We start from the raw sequence: 13,933 nt of genomic DNA, 5'->3' as shown, positions 1-13,933 counted from the left end.
GGACCAACATCATGGCTACTGTTCTCAAGAATATTTCTGAAATCCGCCGGTTCTTTCACCGGAACGAGGACCCGATCTATTTCATTTCTGCGACCAACTTCAACCTGCTCGGCCTTGATGAGTGGGTGAAGAATTTCAAATACATCTGCTATATCGACTGCTACGGCGGCAAGCACCCAAACGTCTTCTGCCCATCCGAGCAGCCGCATGCGGAATTCCAGTCCATCGAAGACATCAACAACTATCTGTTGCAGCACAAGGAAGTCATCGACTTCATCAAGCGGCGCGGCGGCAAACCCAAGTTCGTCTTCCTGATGTTCGACGAAGAGACCGAGCGCCTGTCGAAAGAACTGGGTGCGACCGTCTGGTTCCCCAAGGCGAAGCTGCGCCAGAATATGGACAACAAGATCGAAACCGTCCGCATCGGCAACAAGGCGGGCGTGCCGTCGGTGCCCAACGCCTTGTCCGAAGTGAAGGACTACGATCATCTCAAGAAAATCTGCGACAAGGAAAACCTGGGCCACGACCTGGTGTTGCAGTCGGCCTTTGGGGATTCGGGGCATACGACCTTCTTTATCAAGAACGAGGCCGATTTCCGCCGCCATGAAAGTGAGATCGTCGGGCAGGGCGAGATCAAGATCATGAAACGGATCGACTGCCGCGGTTCCGCGATCGAAGCCTGCGCCACCAAGGAAGGGACAATTGTCGGGCCGCTGATGACTGAACTGGTCGGTTTCAAGGAACTGACGCCTTACCGGGGCGGTTGGTGCGGCAACGAGATCCTCGCCACTGCCTTCCCGCCCAAGGTCCGGGAAAAAGCGCGCGACCTGACCTTCAAGTTCGGTGAACAACTGCGCAAGGAAGGCTATCGCGGGTATTTCGAGCTCGATTTCCTGATCGACAAGAAAACCGGAGATCTGTGGCTGGGAGAACTGAACCCGCGCATCACCGGCGCGTCGTCAATGACCAACCATGCGGCTTTCGCCCACGCGGATGCGCCCTTGTTCCTGTTCCACCTGCTTGAGTTCTCCAAGAAGAAATTCGACCTCGATGTAGATGAGTTGAACAGCCGCTGGGCCGATCCGGAAATGATCGACGGTTGGTCGCAGATGGTGATCAAGCACACAGAGGACAGCGTGGACATCTGCACAGAGGCGCCCGAAACCGGCATCTACAAGATGCTGGAGGACGGCAGGGTGGTGTTTGACCGGTTCGATTATCACCGCCGCGCCGTGGAATCCGAGAACGAAGCGTTCTTCCTGCGCATCCTACAGCCCGGCGATTATCGTTACGAGGGCGCCGACATCGGTATCCTGGTGACGCGCGGACGCTCCATGACCAAAAGTTTCCAGTTGAACGAGCGTGCCAAAAAGTGGATTCATGGGATCAAGCGCGCCGTGGATGGTAAACCGCTGCCTACCGCGCAGGCGGGTCCGGAGCTTTCGGACCCGGCGTTCAAGATTCTCTGAGGGCACTCACGATCCCGAAAGGCTGCGATGTACTGGCGCGCACTTGATATGGAATTGCCCGGTCCGAAATGGTCCGGGCTTTTCGCCGAGTACTGGCCGGACTATCGTGCCTGGTGGCTCAAGGAAGGCGCCGCCGCCCGTCCGACCTATGCCGAATGCCGCCGCGCCCTGGCCGATCACATGCCAGAGCTTTTGCCGCTGTACGACGATCTCTGTGCCCTGGCCGGTGGTGGGGACAATGCCGCACGGTTTCTGAGCTTTTACAATCCGCCGCCGTATCTGTCGGGCTGTTCCCAGGCGATCTGGGCGGGCAAGGAACCGGTCATGGTGCGCAACTATGACTACAACCCGAACGCCTTTGATCAGCTGGTGCTGCGTACCAACTGGCAGGGACGGCGCGTGATGGGCACCTCGGACGGGCTGTGGGGGCTCGTGGATGGTGTGAACGACGCCGGGCTGGCGATCTCTCTGACGTTCGGCGGACGGCGGATCGTGGGGCAAGGGTTCGGCGTGCCGCTGATCCTGCGGTACGTCCTGCAGACCTGCACGACCACGGACGAGGCGACGGATGTGCTGGCCCGTGTGCCCACGCACATGAGCTACAACGTCACCGTGCTGGACAGGAAACGCAAGTATGCCACCGCGATGATGGGGCCGGACCGCGATACGCTGATCACCCATGCGGCGGTTGCGACGAACCACCAGGAAAACGTGGAATGGGTCAGCCATGCCCGTTTCACCGCCACGGTGGAGCGGGAGCGGTTCCTGCTGCAACGTCTGCGCCTGCACAAGGATCCGGAGGAAAAGTTCATCAACGCCTTTCTCAAGCCACCGCTCTATTCAACCGCTTTCACTGCTGGTTTCGGCACGCTTTACACGGCGGTTTACCGTGCCCGAAAACGTGAGATGGAGCTGCGCTGGCCCGGCACCACCTGGGCCCTGTCGCTGAACGATTTTGCCGAAGGCGCGCGCGAAGTGCTTGTGCCGGGCGCTGCATGACGGGCCCGCTCGCCTCTCTCAAGGTGGTGGAGTTCGCAGGCCTTGGCCCCGGCCCGCTGGCCGGGCAGCTGCTGGCCGATCTCGGCGCAGATGTGATCAGCGTCGACAGATCCTCGGCGCCCGCGGACCGGACGGACATCAACCGGCGCGGCAAGCGGTCTGTTGTTTTCGACCTGAAGTCGCCGGAAGGGCTGGCGGATGCCAGAGCACTCATTTCCGCGAGTGACGTCCTGATCGAGGGGTTCCGCCCCGGCGTGATGGAGCGGCTTGGCCTGGGTCCCGACGATTGCCCCGAGACGCTGATCTATGCGCGGATGACTGGCTGGGGCCAGACGGGCCCCTGGGCGCGGACCGCGGGACATGACATCAACTACCTGTCGCTTACCGGTGCCCTGCACGCGATGGGAGAGCCGGACAGTCCACCCGTGCCACCCCTCAACCTGGTCGCGGACTACGGCGGGGGGACGATGTTCCTGATCTTCGGCATCCTGGCGGCGGTGATCGAACGCGGGGTGTCCGGAAAGGGGCAGGTTGTCGATGCAGCCATGGTGGATGGTGTGCCTGCGATGATGGGCCTTATTCACGGAATGCTTGCAGCCGGAAAATGGTCGGAGACCCGCGGTGCGAACATGCTGGATGGCGGTGCGCCGTTCTATCGCTGCTACCGGTGTTCGGACGGGCGCTTTGTGGCGGTCGGCGCGCTGGAGCCACAATTCTATGCGTTGCTTCTGTCCGGTCTCGGGCTGCCTGCCGAACTGGCAGACACGCAGAATGATCAAACCACCTGGCCGGACCGTACCGCGCAGTTCGCCGGGGTCTTTGCCAGCCGCAGCCGCGACGACTGGGCGGAAGTCTTTGGCGGGACGGATGCCTGTGTCACGCCGATTCTCAGTTTCTCAGAGGCCGCAGGTCATCCGCACATTCGGCACCGTCACTCGTTGATCGCACCGGACGGCGTGCAGCAGTCGAACGTGGCGCCTCGGTTCAGCAGGTCAGGGACCGGCGCGCCGCAGACCCCAGGTGCGCCGGGTGCGGATACGAAGAGCATTCTTGCCACACTGGGCAGGGATGTAACGAAGAACGCGTGAAATAGCCGCCGCCCCAAGCGGAGCGGCGGCCTGTCAGAACCTTATCAAGGTCAGGATGCGAGGATCAGGCGGCGCGGCGCTCGTGCTTTCCTTCCTCAACTTCCTCGACGATCTTCGCAACAAATGCGTCCAGGTCGTTCGGGTTGCGGCTTGTCACGATGCCTTGATCCGCCACGACTTCGCTGTCTTCCCAAAGTGCGCCGGCGTTCTTCATGTCGGTCGAGATGGAGTTGTAGGAGGTCGCTTTGCGCCCCTTGATGATGCCAGCCTCGATCAGCAGCCATGGCGCATGGCATATCGCGGCGACAACCTTGCCCGCATCGGCGAAGGTGCGGATCAATTGCACCGCGTCCTCGTTCACGCGCAGCAGGTCGGGGTTGATCTGCCCGCCGGGCAGGACGATCGCATCATAGCTTTGCGCGTTCACATCCGCCAGCGCCAGGTCTGCAGGTACCGTGCCACCCCAATCGTCCGTATCCCAGCCCTTGATGTCGTTGCCGTCGGGTGTGGCGACATGGACGGTCGCACCCTTTTCCCGCAGCTGTTTCAACGGATGTTCCAGTTCGGACTGTTCGAAACCGTTGGTTGCGAGGATGAGAATGTTCGCTTCGTTGATCTGCGTCATTTGTCGTCTCCTGGGTTTATTTTCACTTGAAAGGCCAACGGTTGGCTGCGGTTGAATGTTCCGACCGGGGCGGTTGGTCGGCGGGAAAGCGCACCGCCCCCGACGCGCGAAAATTTGCGTGTCATGCCGACGGGCCTTCCTATATCAAGTGGTCATGAAGGATACTGTCGAACCCATGACAAGCACACCGCTGGACGAACTGATCGTTTGTCCGCAATGCGACGCCGTCTATCACCTCAAGAGGCCGGGGGTGGGCGAGCGTGCGCAGTGCCAACGCTGTCACACGGTGCTGATCGCGCCGCGCCGCCACGCGGGGCTGCGCATCATCGCCGTTGCGCTTTCGGTCGTGGTGCTGATCATCGGAGCGGCGGTGTTTCCGTTCCTGTCAATCGACGCGGCGGGCAACAAGAACTCGGTTTCGGTTCTGGATGCCGCTCTGGCGTTTTCCGGGGGACCGATGATCTTTCTGTCCCTCGCGACGGCGGGTCTGATCATCATCATCCCGCTGCTGCGGGCCCTTCTGACGGTTTATGTACTGATGCCCGTGGTGCTGGACCGTGACCCGGCGCCACATGCGATGCACGCCTTTCGTCTGTCGGAAGCCTTGCGGCCCTGGTCTATGGCCGAAATATTTGCAATCGGATGCGCCGTGGCGCTGGTCAAGGTCTCTGACCTGGCCAATGTGGACTTTGGCCCCGCCTTCTGGATGTTCGCCATTCTGTGTGTCCTTGTGATCGCGCAGGACAGTTTTATGTGTAAGTGGTCGGTATGGAATTCATTGGAAAACCCGAGAGTATCGTCAGCGCCAAAGACCTGAACCTGGTCGCCTGCGATCGCTGCGCCAAGGTCTGGCCGATCTCGACCACTACGTGTGGGCGGTGCGGTCACAAGCTGGTGTCACGTCATACCCGCAGCCTGAGCCGGGTATGGGCGCTCTGGGTGTTCGGGTTCATGTGCTATATTCCGGCAAACCTTTATCCGATGCTCAAGACCCGCACGCTTTTTCAAGAAGACGAAAGCACCATCATCGGCGGTGCGGTCGAATTGGCCCACTACGGAAACTTCGGAATCGCCGCGATCATCATCTTTGCGTCCGTGTTCATTCCGCTGGGTAAATTCTGGGCGATTGCCTACCTTGCCCTCAGCATCAAGTCGGGTTCCCGTCTGAGCACGCACCGGCGGCAGATCATGTACGAGATTGTCGAATATATCGGCAGGTGGTCGATGATCGATATTTTTGTCGTTGCGATTATGTCCGCATTGGTGCAACTCAATACACTGGCATCCATCCATCCCGGCCCGGCGAGCATCTTTTTCGCGCTTTCGGTGATATTTACGATGTTGTCTGCTCAGGCTTTCGATCTCCGTATGATCTGGGATGCGAGAGCCGCTGAAGGGGGTTCAGTAGCTAATGAATGACGAGTTGCCGGATGTATCGGTATCGCCTGTGCGCAAGGTCTTTTTCAGCGGGGCATCCGTTATCTGGATTCTCCCTGTCCTCGCGCTTGTCGTGGCTCTTGGCGTAGCGTGGCAATCCTACAACTCCCGCGGTCCGCTGATCGTCGTGGAGTTCGAAAACGGTGCGGGCATCAAGGCGGGCGAGACCGAGCTTCGCTATCGCGACATTACCGTCGGCACGGTCGAGGATGTCGGCTTCACCGAAGGACTGGGCAGGGTTCTGGCCTCCATCCGCGTGGCAAAGGACGTCGCGCCCTATATCGACAGTGGTGCCGTCTTCTGGATCGTTCAGCCCGAGGTGACAGCCCAGGGCATCACCGGCCTGTCCACCGTGTTGAGCGGCGTGCACATCGAAGGCTCGTGGGACGATCAGATCGGTAGCGAGATGACGCGGTTCGTGGGGGCATCAGAGCCACCGCTGATCCGCTCGGGGCGTGGCGGACTTGAGATTGCGTTTCGCACAGTCGCCAACGGGCAATTGACCGACAACGCCCCGATCCTGTTCAAGGGCATCGAGGTTGGCCGGGTCGGTCGCGCCAAAATCGCGCCGCGCGGCAACTTCGCCATTGTCGAGGCCCTGATATTCGAAGAGCATCGGTCCCTGATCAATGAAAACACCCGGTTCTGGGACGCCTCGGGGTTTACCGTGAACATCGGTCCCGCCGGGGCCGAGATCGACTTTTCCTCGCTTGCCACACTGGTCGGCGGCGGGATCACATTCGACACCTTCGTGTCTGGCGGCGGAACGGTTCAGGACGGTTCCATTTTCGAGATCTATCCCGACAAGGAATCGGCGCGTAATTCGCTGTTCAACGCGTCAGAGGTCGATCCCCTGAAGCTAAGCGTGGTGTTCGAGGACAATATCGCCGGGCTCGCGACCGGTGCCCCGGTCGAGATGGCGGGCCTCAAGATCGGCGAGGTCGAGGCGTTGTCCGGCGTCGTGAATTACGATCTCTACGGCGATAACCGCGTGCGTCTTAACGTGAATCTCTCGATCCAGCCGGCGCGACTTGGCTTGCCGGGCGAGGTCACAGCCGAGAATGCGCTGGCCTTTCTTCAGGACCGTGTGCAGGGCGGCCTGCGGGCGCGGCTGGCATCCGCGAGCCTTCTGACAGGCGGCCTGAAGATCGAACTTGTGGATGTGCCGGATGTCCCGGAGGCCCAACTGGTCAGCGAAGGAAACCTGCCGCCCCGTCTGCCGACCACCGAAAGCGAGGTGTCTGACGCGGCCGCGACAGTCGAAGGTGTTTTCAACCGGATCAACAGCCTTCCGATCGAGGAGCTGCTCAATTCCGCGATCACCTTCCTCGACTCGGCAGAGGCGCTGGTGTCGGACGACGCGCTGCGCGAGACGCCGCAGGACGTGCGCAACCTGCTGGCTGAAATTCAGGGGCTGGTCGCGTCGGAAGACGTGCGCAACATCCCGGTTGCCCTGAACGCGACCCTCTCCCGGGTCGAGGCGCTGGTCGCCGAACTGGAGGAACAACAGCTTGCGACCAAGTTGATCGACGCCATCGACACCGTCGCGGTCACGGCACAATCGCTATCAACCTCTGTCGAGGGGGTGCCGGACCTTATTTCCGATGTCCGTGCCGTTGCGCAGAAGGCCGAGGCGTTGCAGGTCGAGGAGCTGGTGGCCGAAGTGACCGCTCTGGTCGAAACTGCGCAGAACGTGCTTGGAACAGAGGAAGCGGCAGCATTGCCTGTCGCGCTCAAGGATGCAGTGGATCAGGTCAATGCGACCTTGAAGGAACTGCGCGATGGCGGTGCGGTTCGTGACATCAACCAGACCCTGGCATCCGCTCGACAGGCCGCAGCCAATATCGCGACCGCAACGGATGACCTGCCCGAGATATCGGCGCGGATCAGCCGTGTGCTGGACGATGCTGCGACGGCTGTCGATACGGTCAACTCTTCTGTTGCAGGCGTGCCGCAGCTGATCGCACGCTTCGAAGCGGTGGCAAACAAGGCGGAGTCGCTGGAGGTCGAAGAACTGCTGGCAGAACTCACGCAGCTGACACGGACTGCGGACGAATTGATCGGCACCGAGGACGCCAAGGCGTTGCCGGGGTCGCTGAAGCGTGCCCTGGACGAGGTGAACTATACGCTGCAGGAACTGCGTGAGGGCGGCGCGATCAACAATGTGAACCAGACCCTGGCGTCGGCGCGCAATGCTGCGGACAATATCGCCGTCACGGCGCGTGATCTGCCGCAAATCGTGGAACGGTTGACGCGGCTCTTTGCGCAGGCAAGTCAGACGATACAGGGCTACGACAAGGGCGATCAGTTGAGCCGAACTGCGCAGGACACGCTGCGCGACATCCAGAAAGCCGCTGATGCGTTGACTTCTCTTGCTCGAACCATCGAGCGAAACCCCAATTCTCTTTTGCTGGGAAGGTAAGACATGACACTAGCACACCGCGCACTGGGCCTTGGCCTGATCCTGATGCTCGCGGCCTGTGGCGGCACTGCGACCCGTTTTGCCGTCACCACGCCGTCCGTGACCCAGAGCGAGCGGATCGCTTTCGGCGCTGTCGAAGTGCGCGACGTCTCCTTGCCCAGCTACGCGGCGTCGGAAGAAATCGCCATACAGGCCGCGGACGGGACGCTGACCAGTTCTTCGGATATCCTGTGGGCGGACGCGCCCGAGCGGGCCGTCGCCCTTGAATTGAGCCAGAACCTCGCGCGGTTGACCGGACGGCGGGTGGCTTCGGAACCTTGGCCGTTCGAGGCGTTCCCGGATGCGCGGCTCGAAGTTCGCTTTGCCGAACTGGTCGCTCGGTCTGCTGGGGACTTTCGGGCGTCCGGTCAGTATTTTGTCGCCGTAACGGATGGGCGGCGGGAACGGTCGGGGCTTTTCGATCTCAGCGTGCCCTTCGACCCCGAAGGCGGTGTCGGCGCGATTGCAGCCGCGCGGGGCCAGCTGATTCTGGATCTTGCCCGGCTCATCGCCCGTGAAGGCCTGCGCTGACCGCTAGGCCCAGCGGTGTATCGGACCTGAGCCAAGCAATCGCGACAGTCGTTAACTTTTTCTGAAACTTTCCTTTCGCGCTGCCGTGGCTACGCTGATTGGCAGTTGGCCAGCGCAGTGATTTATTGCGTGCGTATTGGGCCGCTGCCAAGTGCCCCGCCTTCGCGGAGGTGGATAAATGAATAATTTGAACACTTTAGGGAGAGTGACATGAAGACACCAATCAGAAAATTCCTGCTAGGGTCGTCGGCGGTGGTCGCCTGCGTCTCGGCAACGATGGTAGGTGCGTCTTCGCACCGAGAGGCGCCCGGGATCACGGAGCAGCCGAAAGTGGATGCAACGGATTTCTATGTTTTCCGCAGCTACGAACCGGGCCGCGAAGACTATGTGACGTTGATCGCGAACTATGTTCCGCTTCAGGCGCCTTATGGCGGTCCGAACTACTTCACCATGGACCCTGATGCGCTGTATGAAATTCACATCGACAATGATGGCGATGCGATGGAAGAAATTACCTTCCAGTTCCAGTTCGACAACAGCTTGGTAAACGGCACCGGCGCGCAGTTGAACATCAATGGCGAAATGGTTGCGATCCCGTTGCGTGCGGCAGGCGGAATCACCGCAGATAGCCCGACAGCGAACCTTGGCGAAACGGAGCAGTACACGGTTAACGTCGTGCGCGGCGACCGTCGCAGCGGCACCGCAGAAGCTCTGTCCGCGCCCGGTGCAGGCACAACGTTCACAAAGCCGGTGGATAACATCGGTAACAAGACGCTGCCGGACTATGAGCAGTACGCCAACAATTACATCTATGATGACGTCACGATCCCGGGCTGCGATGGCAGCGCCAAGGTGTTTGTGGGTCAGCGTTCGGAAGCCTTTGCCGTCAACCTTGGCGAGATCTTCGACCTTGTGAACCTGGTTCCGATCCAGGGTGAGCCCAGTGCCGAGTGGCCACAGTACAATGTCGCCGATCCGTTTCCGGGTGGCATCACGCAGGACCGGGCCAACGACGACCTCGTGGGCAAGGCCAACGTCACTTCGCTGGCTTTGGAAGTGCCGATCTCCTGCCTGACCGAAGGTGACGACCCCGTCATCGGTGCATGGACCACGGCAAGCCTGCCGCAGGCCGAACTGGAAGACCCCTCGCCGACCTACGAGGCAACCTCCGTCTATGGCGGTGCCTGGGTCCAGCAATCCCGTCTGTCCAACCCGCTTGTCAACGAAGTGGTCATCGGCCTTCCGGACAAGGATCTGTTCAACGCCGCCGAACCGACGCAGGACAGCGCACTGGCGGTCTACGTGACCAACCCGACGCTTCCGGCGCTCATCAATGCCCTGTTCAATCCCAACGGCGAATTCGGGACCGACAACATTGCGCCTTCGAACTTTCCGCGGAATGACCTTGTGACGGCGTTCTTGACCGGTTTTCCAGGGCTGAACCAACCGGCTGACTTCGATCCGGCCAATGCATCCGAGATGATGCGGCTGAATACTGCGGTCCCGCCGACACTCCGCGCCAACCAGAGCACCTTTGGTGTCGTGGGCGAGGATCTCGCAGGTTTCCCCAATGGCCGTCGCCCCGGTGACGACACGGTGGATATCGCCCTTCGCGTGGTCATGGGCCGTCTGTGCCACGATGTCCCGCTGGGTGACGAACTCGGTGCCGATCAGGACAACATCAACTTGGGCCTTTGTGCTCCGGAAGACGCACCAGCTGGCACGGTCGCCCTGACCGACGGTGCGCCGCTGTCCTCGATGGATCTGGCAGATAGCTTCCCCTACCTGCGGACACCGATCCCCGGTTCGCCGAACAATTAAACCGCAACTTAAAGGAGACTTTAGATGTTAAAGAATATCTCGATCCTTGCGGTCTGCGCGGCAGTTCTCGTCGCCTGTGGCGGCGGCGGCGGTATCGCCAACGGGCTTGCCCTTCTGGGTGGCGACTTCAACCGCGCGTTCCAGCAGGATCGGAACGACACGCCGATCTCGCTGGACAACATTGCGCTTGTGCTGACCCCAGAGCGTGAACCGTTCAATCCGTGATCGACGCCCGCTTCGGCGGGATGACACCTGACCATTCGCGGCCGCCCCCCCCCGGGCGGCCGCGTTCGTTATGTGAACTGGCCCTATCCCTAGAACCCATCCGGGCGGGTGAAGTCTGCATCCGACGACCGGGCTTCGACTCCGAACCGTCGCGAGATGACGCGCGCCACGGGTTGGCCTGCCACCTCGGCGCGCAGGATACGGCTGCGCAGGATGACTTCGGTCCCGTCCACCTCGGCCTTGACGGTGACATCATAAACGTCCGAAGTGAAACCGGCGTTCGTCAGCGCGATGACACCCGCATCGAGCAGATCTTCTTTGGTCAGAAAGCCGCTGCGTTCCCTTTTCTTCAGCAATTGCCGCGCTGTCGTGGCGCTGCCTGTTACGGCTGCCAGCACCGGCAGGCCTGCCGTATTCACATTCACGGTCCCGCCTCGCGGCAGAAAAGCCACATGCGGTGCCAGGACCGCCCGGACGTCATCGGGAAGGTCGGTGAAATGGTCCAGGCTTGTCTGCGGGCCGTTGCGGGCAAGATGGGCAATCATCGTATCTGCCGCCGTTTCCGGCAATTCCAGGACGGCGAGCAGACGGCGCAGCACAAGCTGGGGGGCCACACCCGGTGCCGCAAGGAGGTTCACATTGAACCTTGATTGCGCATCTTCAATCCTGACGGAAAAAAGCCCGGCGGAAATCGCGACTTCCTCCTGCGCGGCAATGGTCCAGCTCTCTGCGTAATGGTCGGTATCCGGTGCCTCGATCGCGTCGCGTCGCAGGGCGGTGACGGCAGAGGTTTCGGCCCCGAGGGCCAGCGCCTCGGCCTGTGACGCGTTGGCCGCGCGGCGGGTCCGGTCCAGCAGCGTTTCCTGCGAGGTGAACATCAGCACCACAACGGTTGCCCCCAGCGCGAGAGCCACCAGCACGTTGATCAGTATCACACCGCGATCATCAGTCATGGCAGCACGACCTGGGGCAGCGCAACCAGACGCAGGACCGTGCGTTCAGGCTCCCGCTCCACGGTCAAAGTCAGTTCAACCCCCTTGGGGTAGATGCCGTTCTCCACCGGCCAGATGTCCGACCAGGTGCCTGAGGCGGACAGAACCCGAAAGGAAGCCGCCTGCAGCGGGGCGAAGAGCGTCTGCTGCTTTGGTGCATCGTCGAACCGCGCACCCGTTTCACGCACCAGCGCGCCGTCCATGGATCGGTAGGCGCGATACCGCAGGCCTTGCGACATTTCCGTGCGCAGGACGCCGTCCTGAAGCGTCAGGCCAAGCGGATCGGCCTGTTGCAGATCGCGGGAGAAGACGACAAGCGCCCGGTCGATCTGGGCCAGCCGTTCCAGCCTGTTGTCGGTTCTGTCCCGCACCTTCAGGATCGTGTCCAGCGTGGTGAAAGAGGCAAGGCCCACCAGGGCGAAGATGGCCAGTGCCACCAGCATCTCTATCAGCGTTATCCCGGCATCGCGCGGGGCCGGGCGGTGGGTCATGCGGCGGAAGCGCCGATCAACGTCGTGGCCCCTTGCACCACGCTCAGCACCGCAAGGCCCCGTTCGCATTGCCCGTCCTTGGTAAAGCGGTAGGGGCCGAGAACCCCGTCAAAACCAGCCTCGCGCAGCAAGCCGCTGCGGGATTGTCTGTCCAGCCGGCCCAGGATACGCGCCATTTCCACAGCGTCGAAAGTCAGCCCTGCAACGATCCCCGCTTCGCTGCCGGCCTCGCTTTCCAGGGCGGTGGCGAAGGCTTCGAACCGGACCGGGTCCGGCGCGGCAAACCATCCCCCGATCAGGGCGGGAACCCGGAACGGCGCGATGGCACCCCATTGCTCCGAGCCGAGCAATTGTACTCCAGCCGCCTTAAGCGCGCCCGCCTGTGCTTCGAACGGGCCGCCGACAACCGGCAGGTAGACGGCATCGGGCAGTTTGCCGCTGTTGGCCTCTTTCAGTCGCGCGACAACCCCATCGGCAGAGGCCAGCGTCAGCGGGGCGGGCATGGTGACGCCAAAGGCGCGTGCGGAAGTTTGCGCGGCGCTTGCGGCCAGTTGGCCAAAGGCGCCGGGCGGGACCACGACCGCGATATTTCTCTTGCCTCTCGTGGCGGCGAAGCCGATCACGGCGCGGGCTGATTGCTGCGGGGTAAGGCCGAAAACGAACAGGTTTCCACCCGCGATCGAACTGTCGTTCGACAGCGACACGACAGGTACGTTGCGTCCGACGGCAGCCGCAACTGCCCGCGCCTGCGCCGAGAACAGCGGGCCAAGTATCATCTTTGCGCCCGAAGCGACAGCTGTCGTTGCCGCGGTGACGGCGGTGGCGGCATCGTCGCCCGCATCCACCACCGCGACCTCGGCGCCAAGGTTGGTGGGCTGACCGCCAAGGCTTGCAGTTGCGGCCATGATCTGACCTATTGAAGCGCGACTCCCCGACAGGGGGGCCAGCAGCGCCGCCTGACCGATTGCCCCTGCTGGCGGCAGGTCGCTGCCGCCGCCCAACGAAAATCCGCCGTCACAGGCCCCCAGACCGAAAAGCGCCGATGACCCGCCCAGTATCTGCAACAGACGCCGCCGCGACAGCGACCCATTCGTGGTCCGTTGCCGGTTGGATTGCGAGAATTCTGGGTGCAGCATGCCTTTTCGTCCTCGTTTTTGTGGTTGCCCTGATCGTGACCTTGCCCGCCTCCGCGCTTCGTGAGGTTGCCACAGTCCCTGCTCAAGTTACAGGGTTATATGGCAATATCCGTGCCGGACGGGCAACGCTGGCAGGCGGATATACGCTGGACTGGGATCTGCGCGAATCCGAGCTCTGGCGCCTGCGGGCACTGGCGGATGTGACGCTCGAAGGTCCCGACACACGGCTGGAAGCGCAGGTCGTTGGCGGGTTTGCCAGCCTGTCGGCCAGGTCGGTCTCGGGCCGGGCGGGTCCCGGCCTGCTGGCGCTGATACCGGAGCCGCTGATCAGCGACTGCACCTCGCGTGCCGTGGTGGACATCCAGGAGGTGTCGATATCGCGCAGTGCAGCCGCGGCCAGCGGAGTGATCCAGGTCGACGGTGGGCAGTGCAAGGACATGCTGGGACGCGATATGACGATACCGCAGATGACGGTCGATCTCAGCACCCAAGGCGATGACGCACGGGCGGTTGTATCGGACCGGGACGGCGAACTGGGGCAGATCACCATCGCGGGCGACAGGCGGCTCATTCTCAGGGTCGAACCGGAAGGCGCGACATTGATTCCCGGTATGCCGACATCTGGCCCGGTCATCGTCGAATACCTGTTCTGACGCCC

Annotated in this window: 14 protein-coding genes; 10 read left to right on the top strand and 4 right to left on the bottom strand. The window is 61.9% G+C overall.

All coding sequences use genetic code 11. The features are described from left to right. Nucleotides 1-8: 8 nt before the first annotated feature. From FIU94_RS04700 to FIU94_RS04690, 3 genes are read left to right on the top strand one after another with little or no spacing between them, the layout of a single operon-like run. A complete protein-coding gene (locus FIU94_RS04700; protein WP_152464672.1) occupies nt 9-1,469 on the top strand; it encodes a biotin carboxylase in 1,461 nt (486 codons plus the stop codon). 27 nt (nt 1,470-1,496) lie between these two features. Next, on the top strand, nt 1,497-2,468 hold the full coding sequence (locus FIU94_RS04695) for a C45 family autoproteolytic acyltransferase/hydolase (RefSeq protein WP_152464671.1): 972 nt from the start codon (nt 1,497-1,499) through the stop codon (nt 2,466-2,468). Next, entirely contained in the window at nt 2,465-3,556 is a 1,092-nt protein-coding gene (locus FIU94_RS04690; RefSeq protein ID WP_152464670.1) for a CaiB/BaiF CoA-transferase family protein, read from the top strand. The genes FIU94_RS04695 and FIU94_RS04690 overlap by 4 nt, the downstream gene beginning before the upstream one ends. A 64-nt stretch (nt 3,557-3,620) precedes the next feature. Here the strand turns inward: FIU94_RS04690 and FIU94_RS04685 are convergent, their stop codons facing one another. Continuing rightward, complete coding sequence (locus FIU94_RS04685) at nt 3,621-4,181, bottom strand: type 1 glutamine amidotransferase domain-containing protein (protein ID WP_152464669.1); 561 nt, start codon at nt 4,179-4,181, stop codon at nt 3,621-3,623. 154 nt (nt 4,182-4,335) lie between these two features. On the opposite strand from FIU94_RS04685, the gene FIU94_RS04680 reads away from it, so the two are divergent. The 6 genes from FIU94_RS04680 to FIU94_RS04655 all read left to right on the top strand — a co-directional run bounded on the left by FIU94_RS04680 (nt 4,336) and on the right by FIU94_RS04655 (nt 10,656). Then, entirely contained in the window at nt 4,336-4,998 is a 663-nt protein-coding gene (locus FIU94_RS04680) for a paraquat-inducible protein A (RefSeq protein WP_152464668.1), read from the top strand. Continuing rightward, nucleotides 4,950-5,600, top strand: coding sequence for a paraquat-inducible protein A (locus tag FIU94_RS04675; RefSeq protein WP_172975851.1), 651 nt, complete (start codon nt 4,950-4,952; stop codon nt 5,598-5,600). Before FIU94_RS04680 ends, FIU94_RS04675 begins: the two co-directional genes overlap by 49 nt. Continuing rightward, on the top strand, nt 5,593-8,040 hold the full coding sequence (locus tag FIU94_RS04670) for an MlaD family protein (RefSeq protein WP_152464667.1): 2,448 nt from the start codon (nt 5,593-5,595) through the stop codon (nt 8,038-8,040). Before FIU94_RS04675 ends, FIU94_RS04670 begins: the two co-directional genes overlap by 8 nt. Nucleotides 8,041-8,043: 3 nt before the next feature. Further along, nucleotides 8,044-8,610 carry a membrane integrity-associated transporter subunit PqiC gene (locus tag FIU94_RS04665; RefSeq protein WP_152464666.1) on the top strand — a complete coding sequence of 189 codons (567 nt, stop codon included), beginning with the start codon at nt 8,044-8,046 and terminating at the stop codon, nt 8,608-8,610. A gap of 210 nt (nt 8,611-8,820) precedes the next feature. Continuing rightward, nucleotides 8,821-10,431 carry a DUF4331 domain-containing protein gene (locus FIU94_RS04660; RefSeq protein ID WP_152464665.1) on the top strand — a complete coding sequence of 537 codons (1,611 nt, stop codon included), beginning with the start codon at nt 8,821-8,823 and terminating at the stop codon, nt 10,429-10,431. A gap of 24 nt (nt 10,432-10,455) precedes the next feature. Further along, nucleotides 10,456-10,656 (top strand): hypothetical protein, encoded by a 201-nt coding sequence (locus FIU94_RS04655; RefSeq protein ID WP_152464664.1) that lies wholly within the window; start codon nt 10,456-10,458, stop codon nt 10,654-10,656. Between the two features lie 89 nt (nt 10,657-10,745). Here the strand turns inward: FIU94_RS04655 and FIU94_RS04650 are convergent, their stop codons facing one another. Genes FIU94_RS04650 through FIU94_RS04640 form a run of 3 tightly spaced genes read right to left on the bottom strand, consistent with a single transcriptional unit; the run spans nt 10,746 to nt 13,275 of the window. Beyond that, complete coding sequence (locus FIU94_RS04650; protein ID WP_152464663.1) at nt 10,746-11,609, bottom strand: general secretion pathway protein GspK; 864 nt, start codon at nt 11,607-11,609, stop codon at nt 10,746-10,748. After that, nucleotides 11,606-12,139, bottom strand: coding sequence for a type II secretion system protein GspJ (locus FIU94_RS04645; protein ID WP_172975850.1), 534 nt, complete (start codon nt 12,137-12,139; stop codon nt 11,606-11,608). The genes FIU94_RS04650 and FIU94_RS04645 overlap by 4 nt, the downstream gene beginning before the upstream one ends. Further along, nucleotides 12,136-13,275: a penicillin-binding protein activator gene (locus FIU94_RS04640; RefSeq protein WP_152464661.1), complete on the bottom strand. Its 1,140-nt coding sequence runs from the start codon at nt 13,273-13,275 to the stop codon at nt 12,136-12,138. The genes FIU94_RS04645 and FIU94_RS04640 overlap by 4 nt, the downstream gene beginning before the upstream one ends. 35 nt (nt 13,276-13,310) lie before the next feature. On the opposite strand from FIU94_RS04640, the gene FIU94_RS04635 reads away from it, so the two are divergent. Continuing rightward, nucleotides 13,311-13,928, top strand: a complete 618-nt coding sequence (locus tag FIU94_RS04635) for a type II secretion system protein N (RefSeq protein ID WP_172975849.1) — start codon at nt 13,311-13,313, stop codon at nt 13,926-13,928. Nucleotides 13,929-13,933: the final 5 nt, after the last annotated feature.

The organism is Sulfitobacter sp. THAF37 (assembly GCF_009363555.1).
Lineage (GTDB): Bacteria > Pseudomonadota > Alphaproteobacteria > Rhodobacterales > Rhodobacteraceae > Sulfitobacter.
This window is presented reverse-complemented; position numbering and strand designations above follow the sequence as displayed.

Excerpts from the sequence above, each read along its gene's own strand:
- FIU94_RS04695 (WP_152464671.1), top strand. The coding sequence starts at position 1,497 with ATGTACTGGCGCGCACTTGATATGGAATTGCCCGGTCCGAAATGGTCC.
- FIU94_RS04690 (WP_152464670.1), top strand. The coding sequence starts at position 2,465 with ATGACGGGCCCGCTCGCCTCTCTCAAGGTGGTGGAGTTCGCAGGCCTT.
- FIU94_RS04685 (WP_152464669.1), bottom strand. The coding sequence starts at position 4,181 with ATGACGCAGATCAACGAAGCGAACATTCTCATCCTCGCAACCAACGGT.
- FIU94_RS04680 (WP_152464668.1), top strand. The coding sequence starts at position 4,336 with ATGAAGGATACTGTCGAACCCATGACAAGCACACCGCTGGACGAACTG.
- FIU94_RS04675 (WP_172975851.1), top strand. The coding sequence starts at position 4,950 with ATGGAATTCATTGGAAAACCCGAGAGTATCGTCAGCGCCAAAGACCTG.
- FIU94_RS04670 (WP_152464667.1), top strand. The coding sequence starts at position 5,593 with ATGAATGACGAGTTGCCGGATGTATCGGTATCGCCTGTGCGCAAGGTC.
- FIU94_RS04665 (WP_152464666.1), top strand. The coding sequence starts at position 8,044 with ATGACACTAGCACACCGCGCACTGGGCCTTGGCCTGATCCTGATGCTC.
- FIU94_RS04660 (WP_152464665.1), top strand. The coding sequence starts at position 8,821 with ATGAAGACACCAATCAGAAAATTCCTGCTAGGGTCGTCGGCGGTGGTC.
- FIU94_RS04655 (WP_152464664.1), top strand. The coding sequence starts at position 10,456 with ATGTTAAAGAATATCTCGATCCTTGCGGTCTGCGCGGCAGTTCTCGTC.
- FIU94_RS04650 (WP_152464663.1), bottom strand. The coding sequence starts at position 11,609 with ATGACTGATGATCGCGGTGTGATACTGATCAACGTGCTGGTGGCTCTC.
- FIU94_RS04645 (WP_172975850.1), bottom strand. The coding sequence starts at position 12,139 with ATGACCCACCGCCCGGCCCCGCGCGATGCCGGGATAACGCTGATAGAG.
- FIU94_RS04640 (WP_152464661.1), bottom strand. The coding sequence starts at position 13,275 with ATGCTGCACCCAGAATTCTCGCAATCCAACCGGCAACGGACCACGAAT.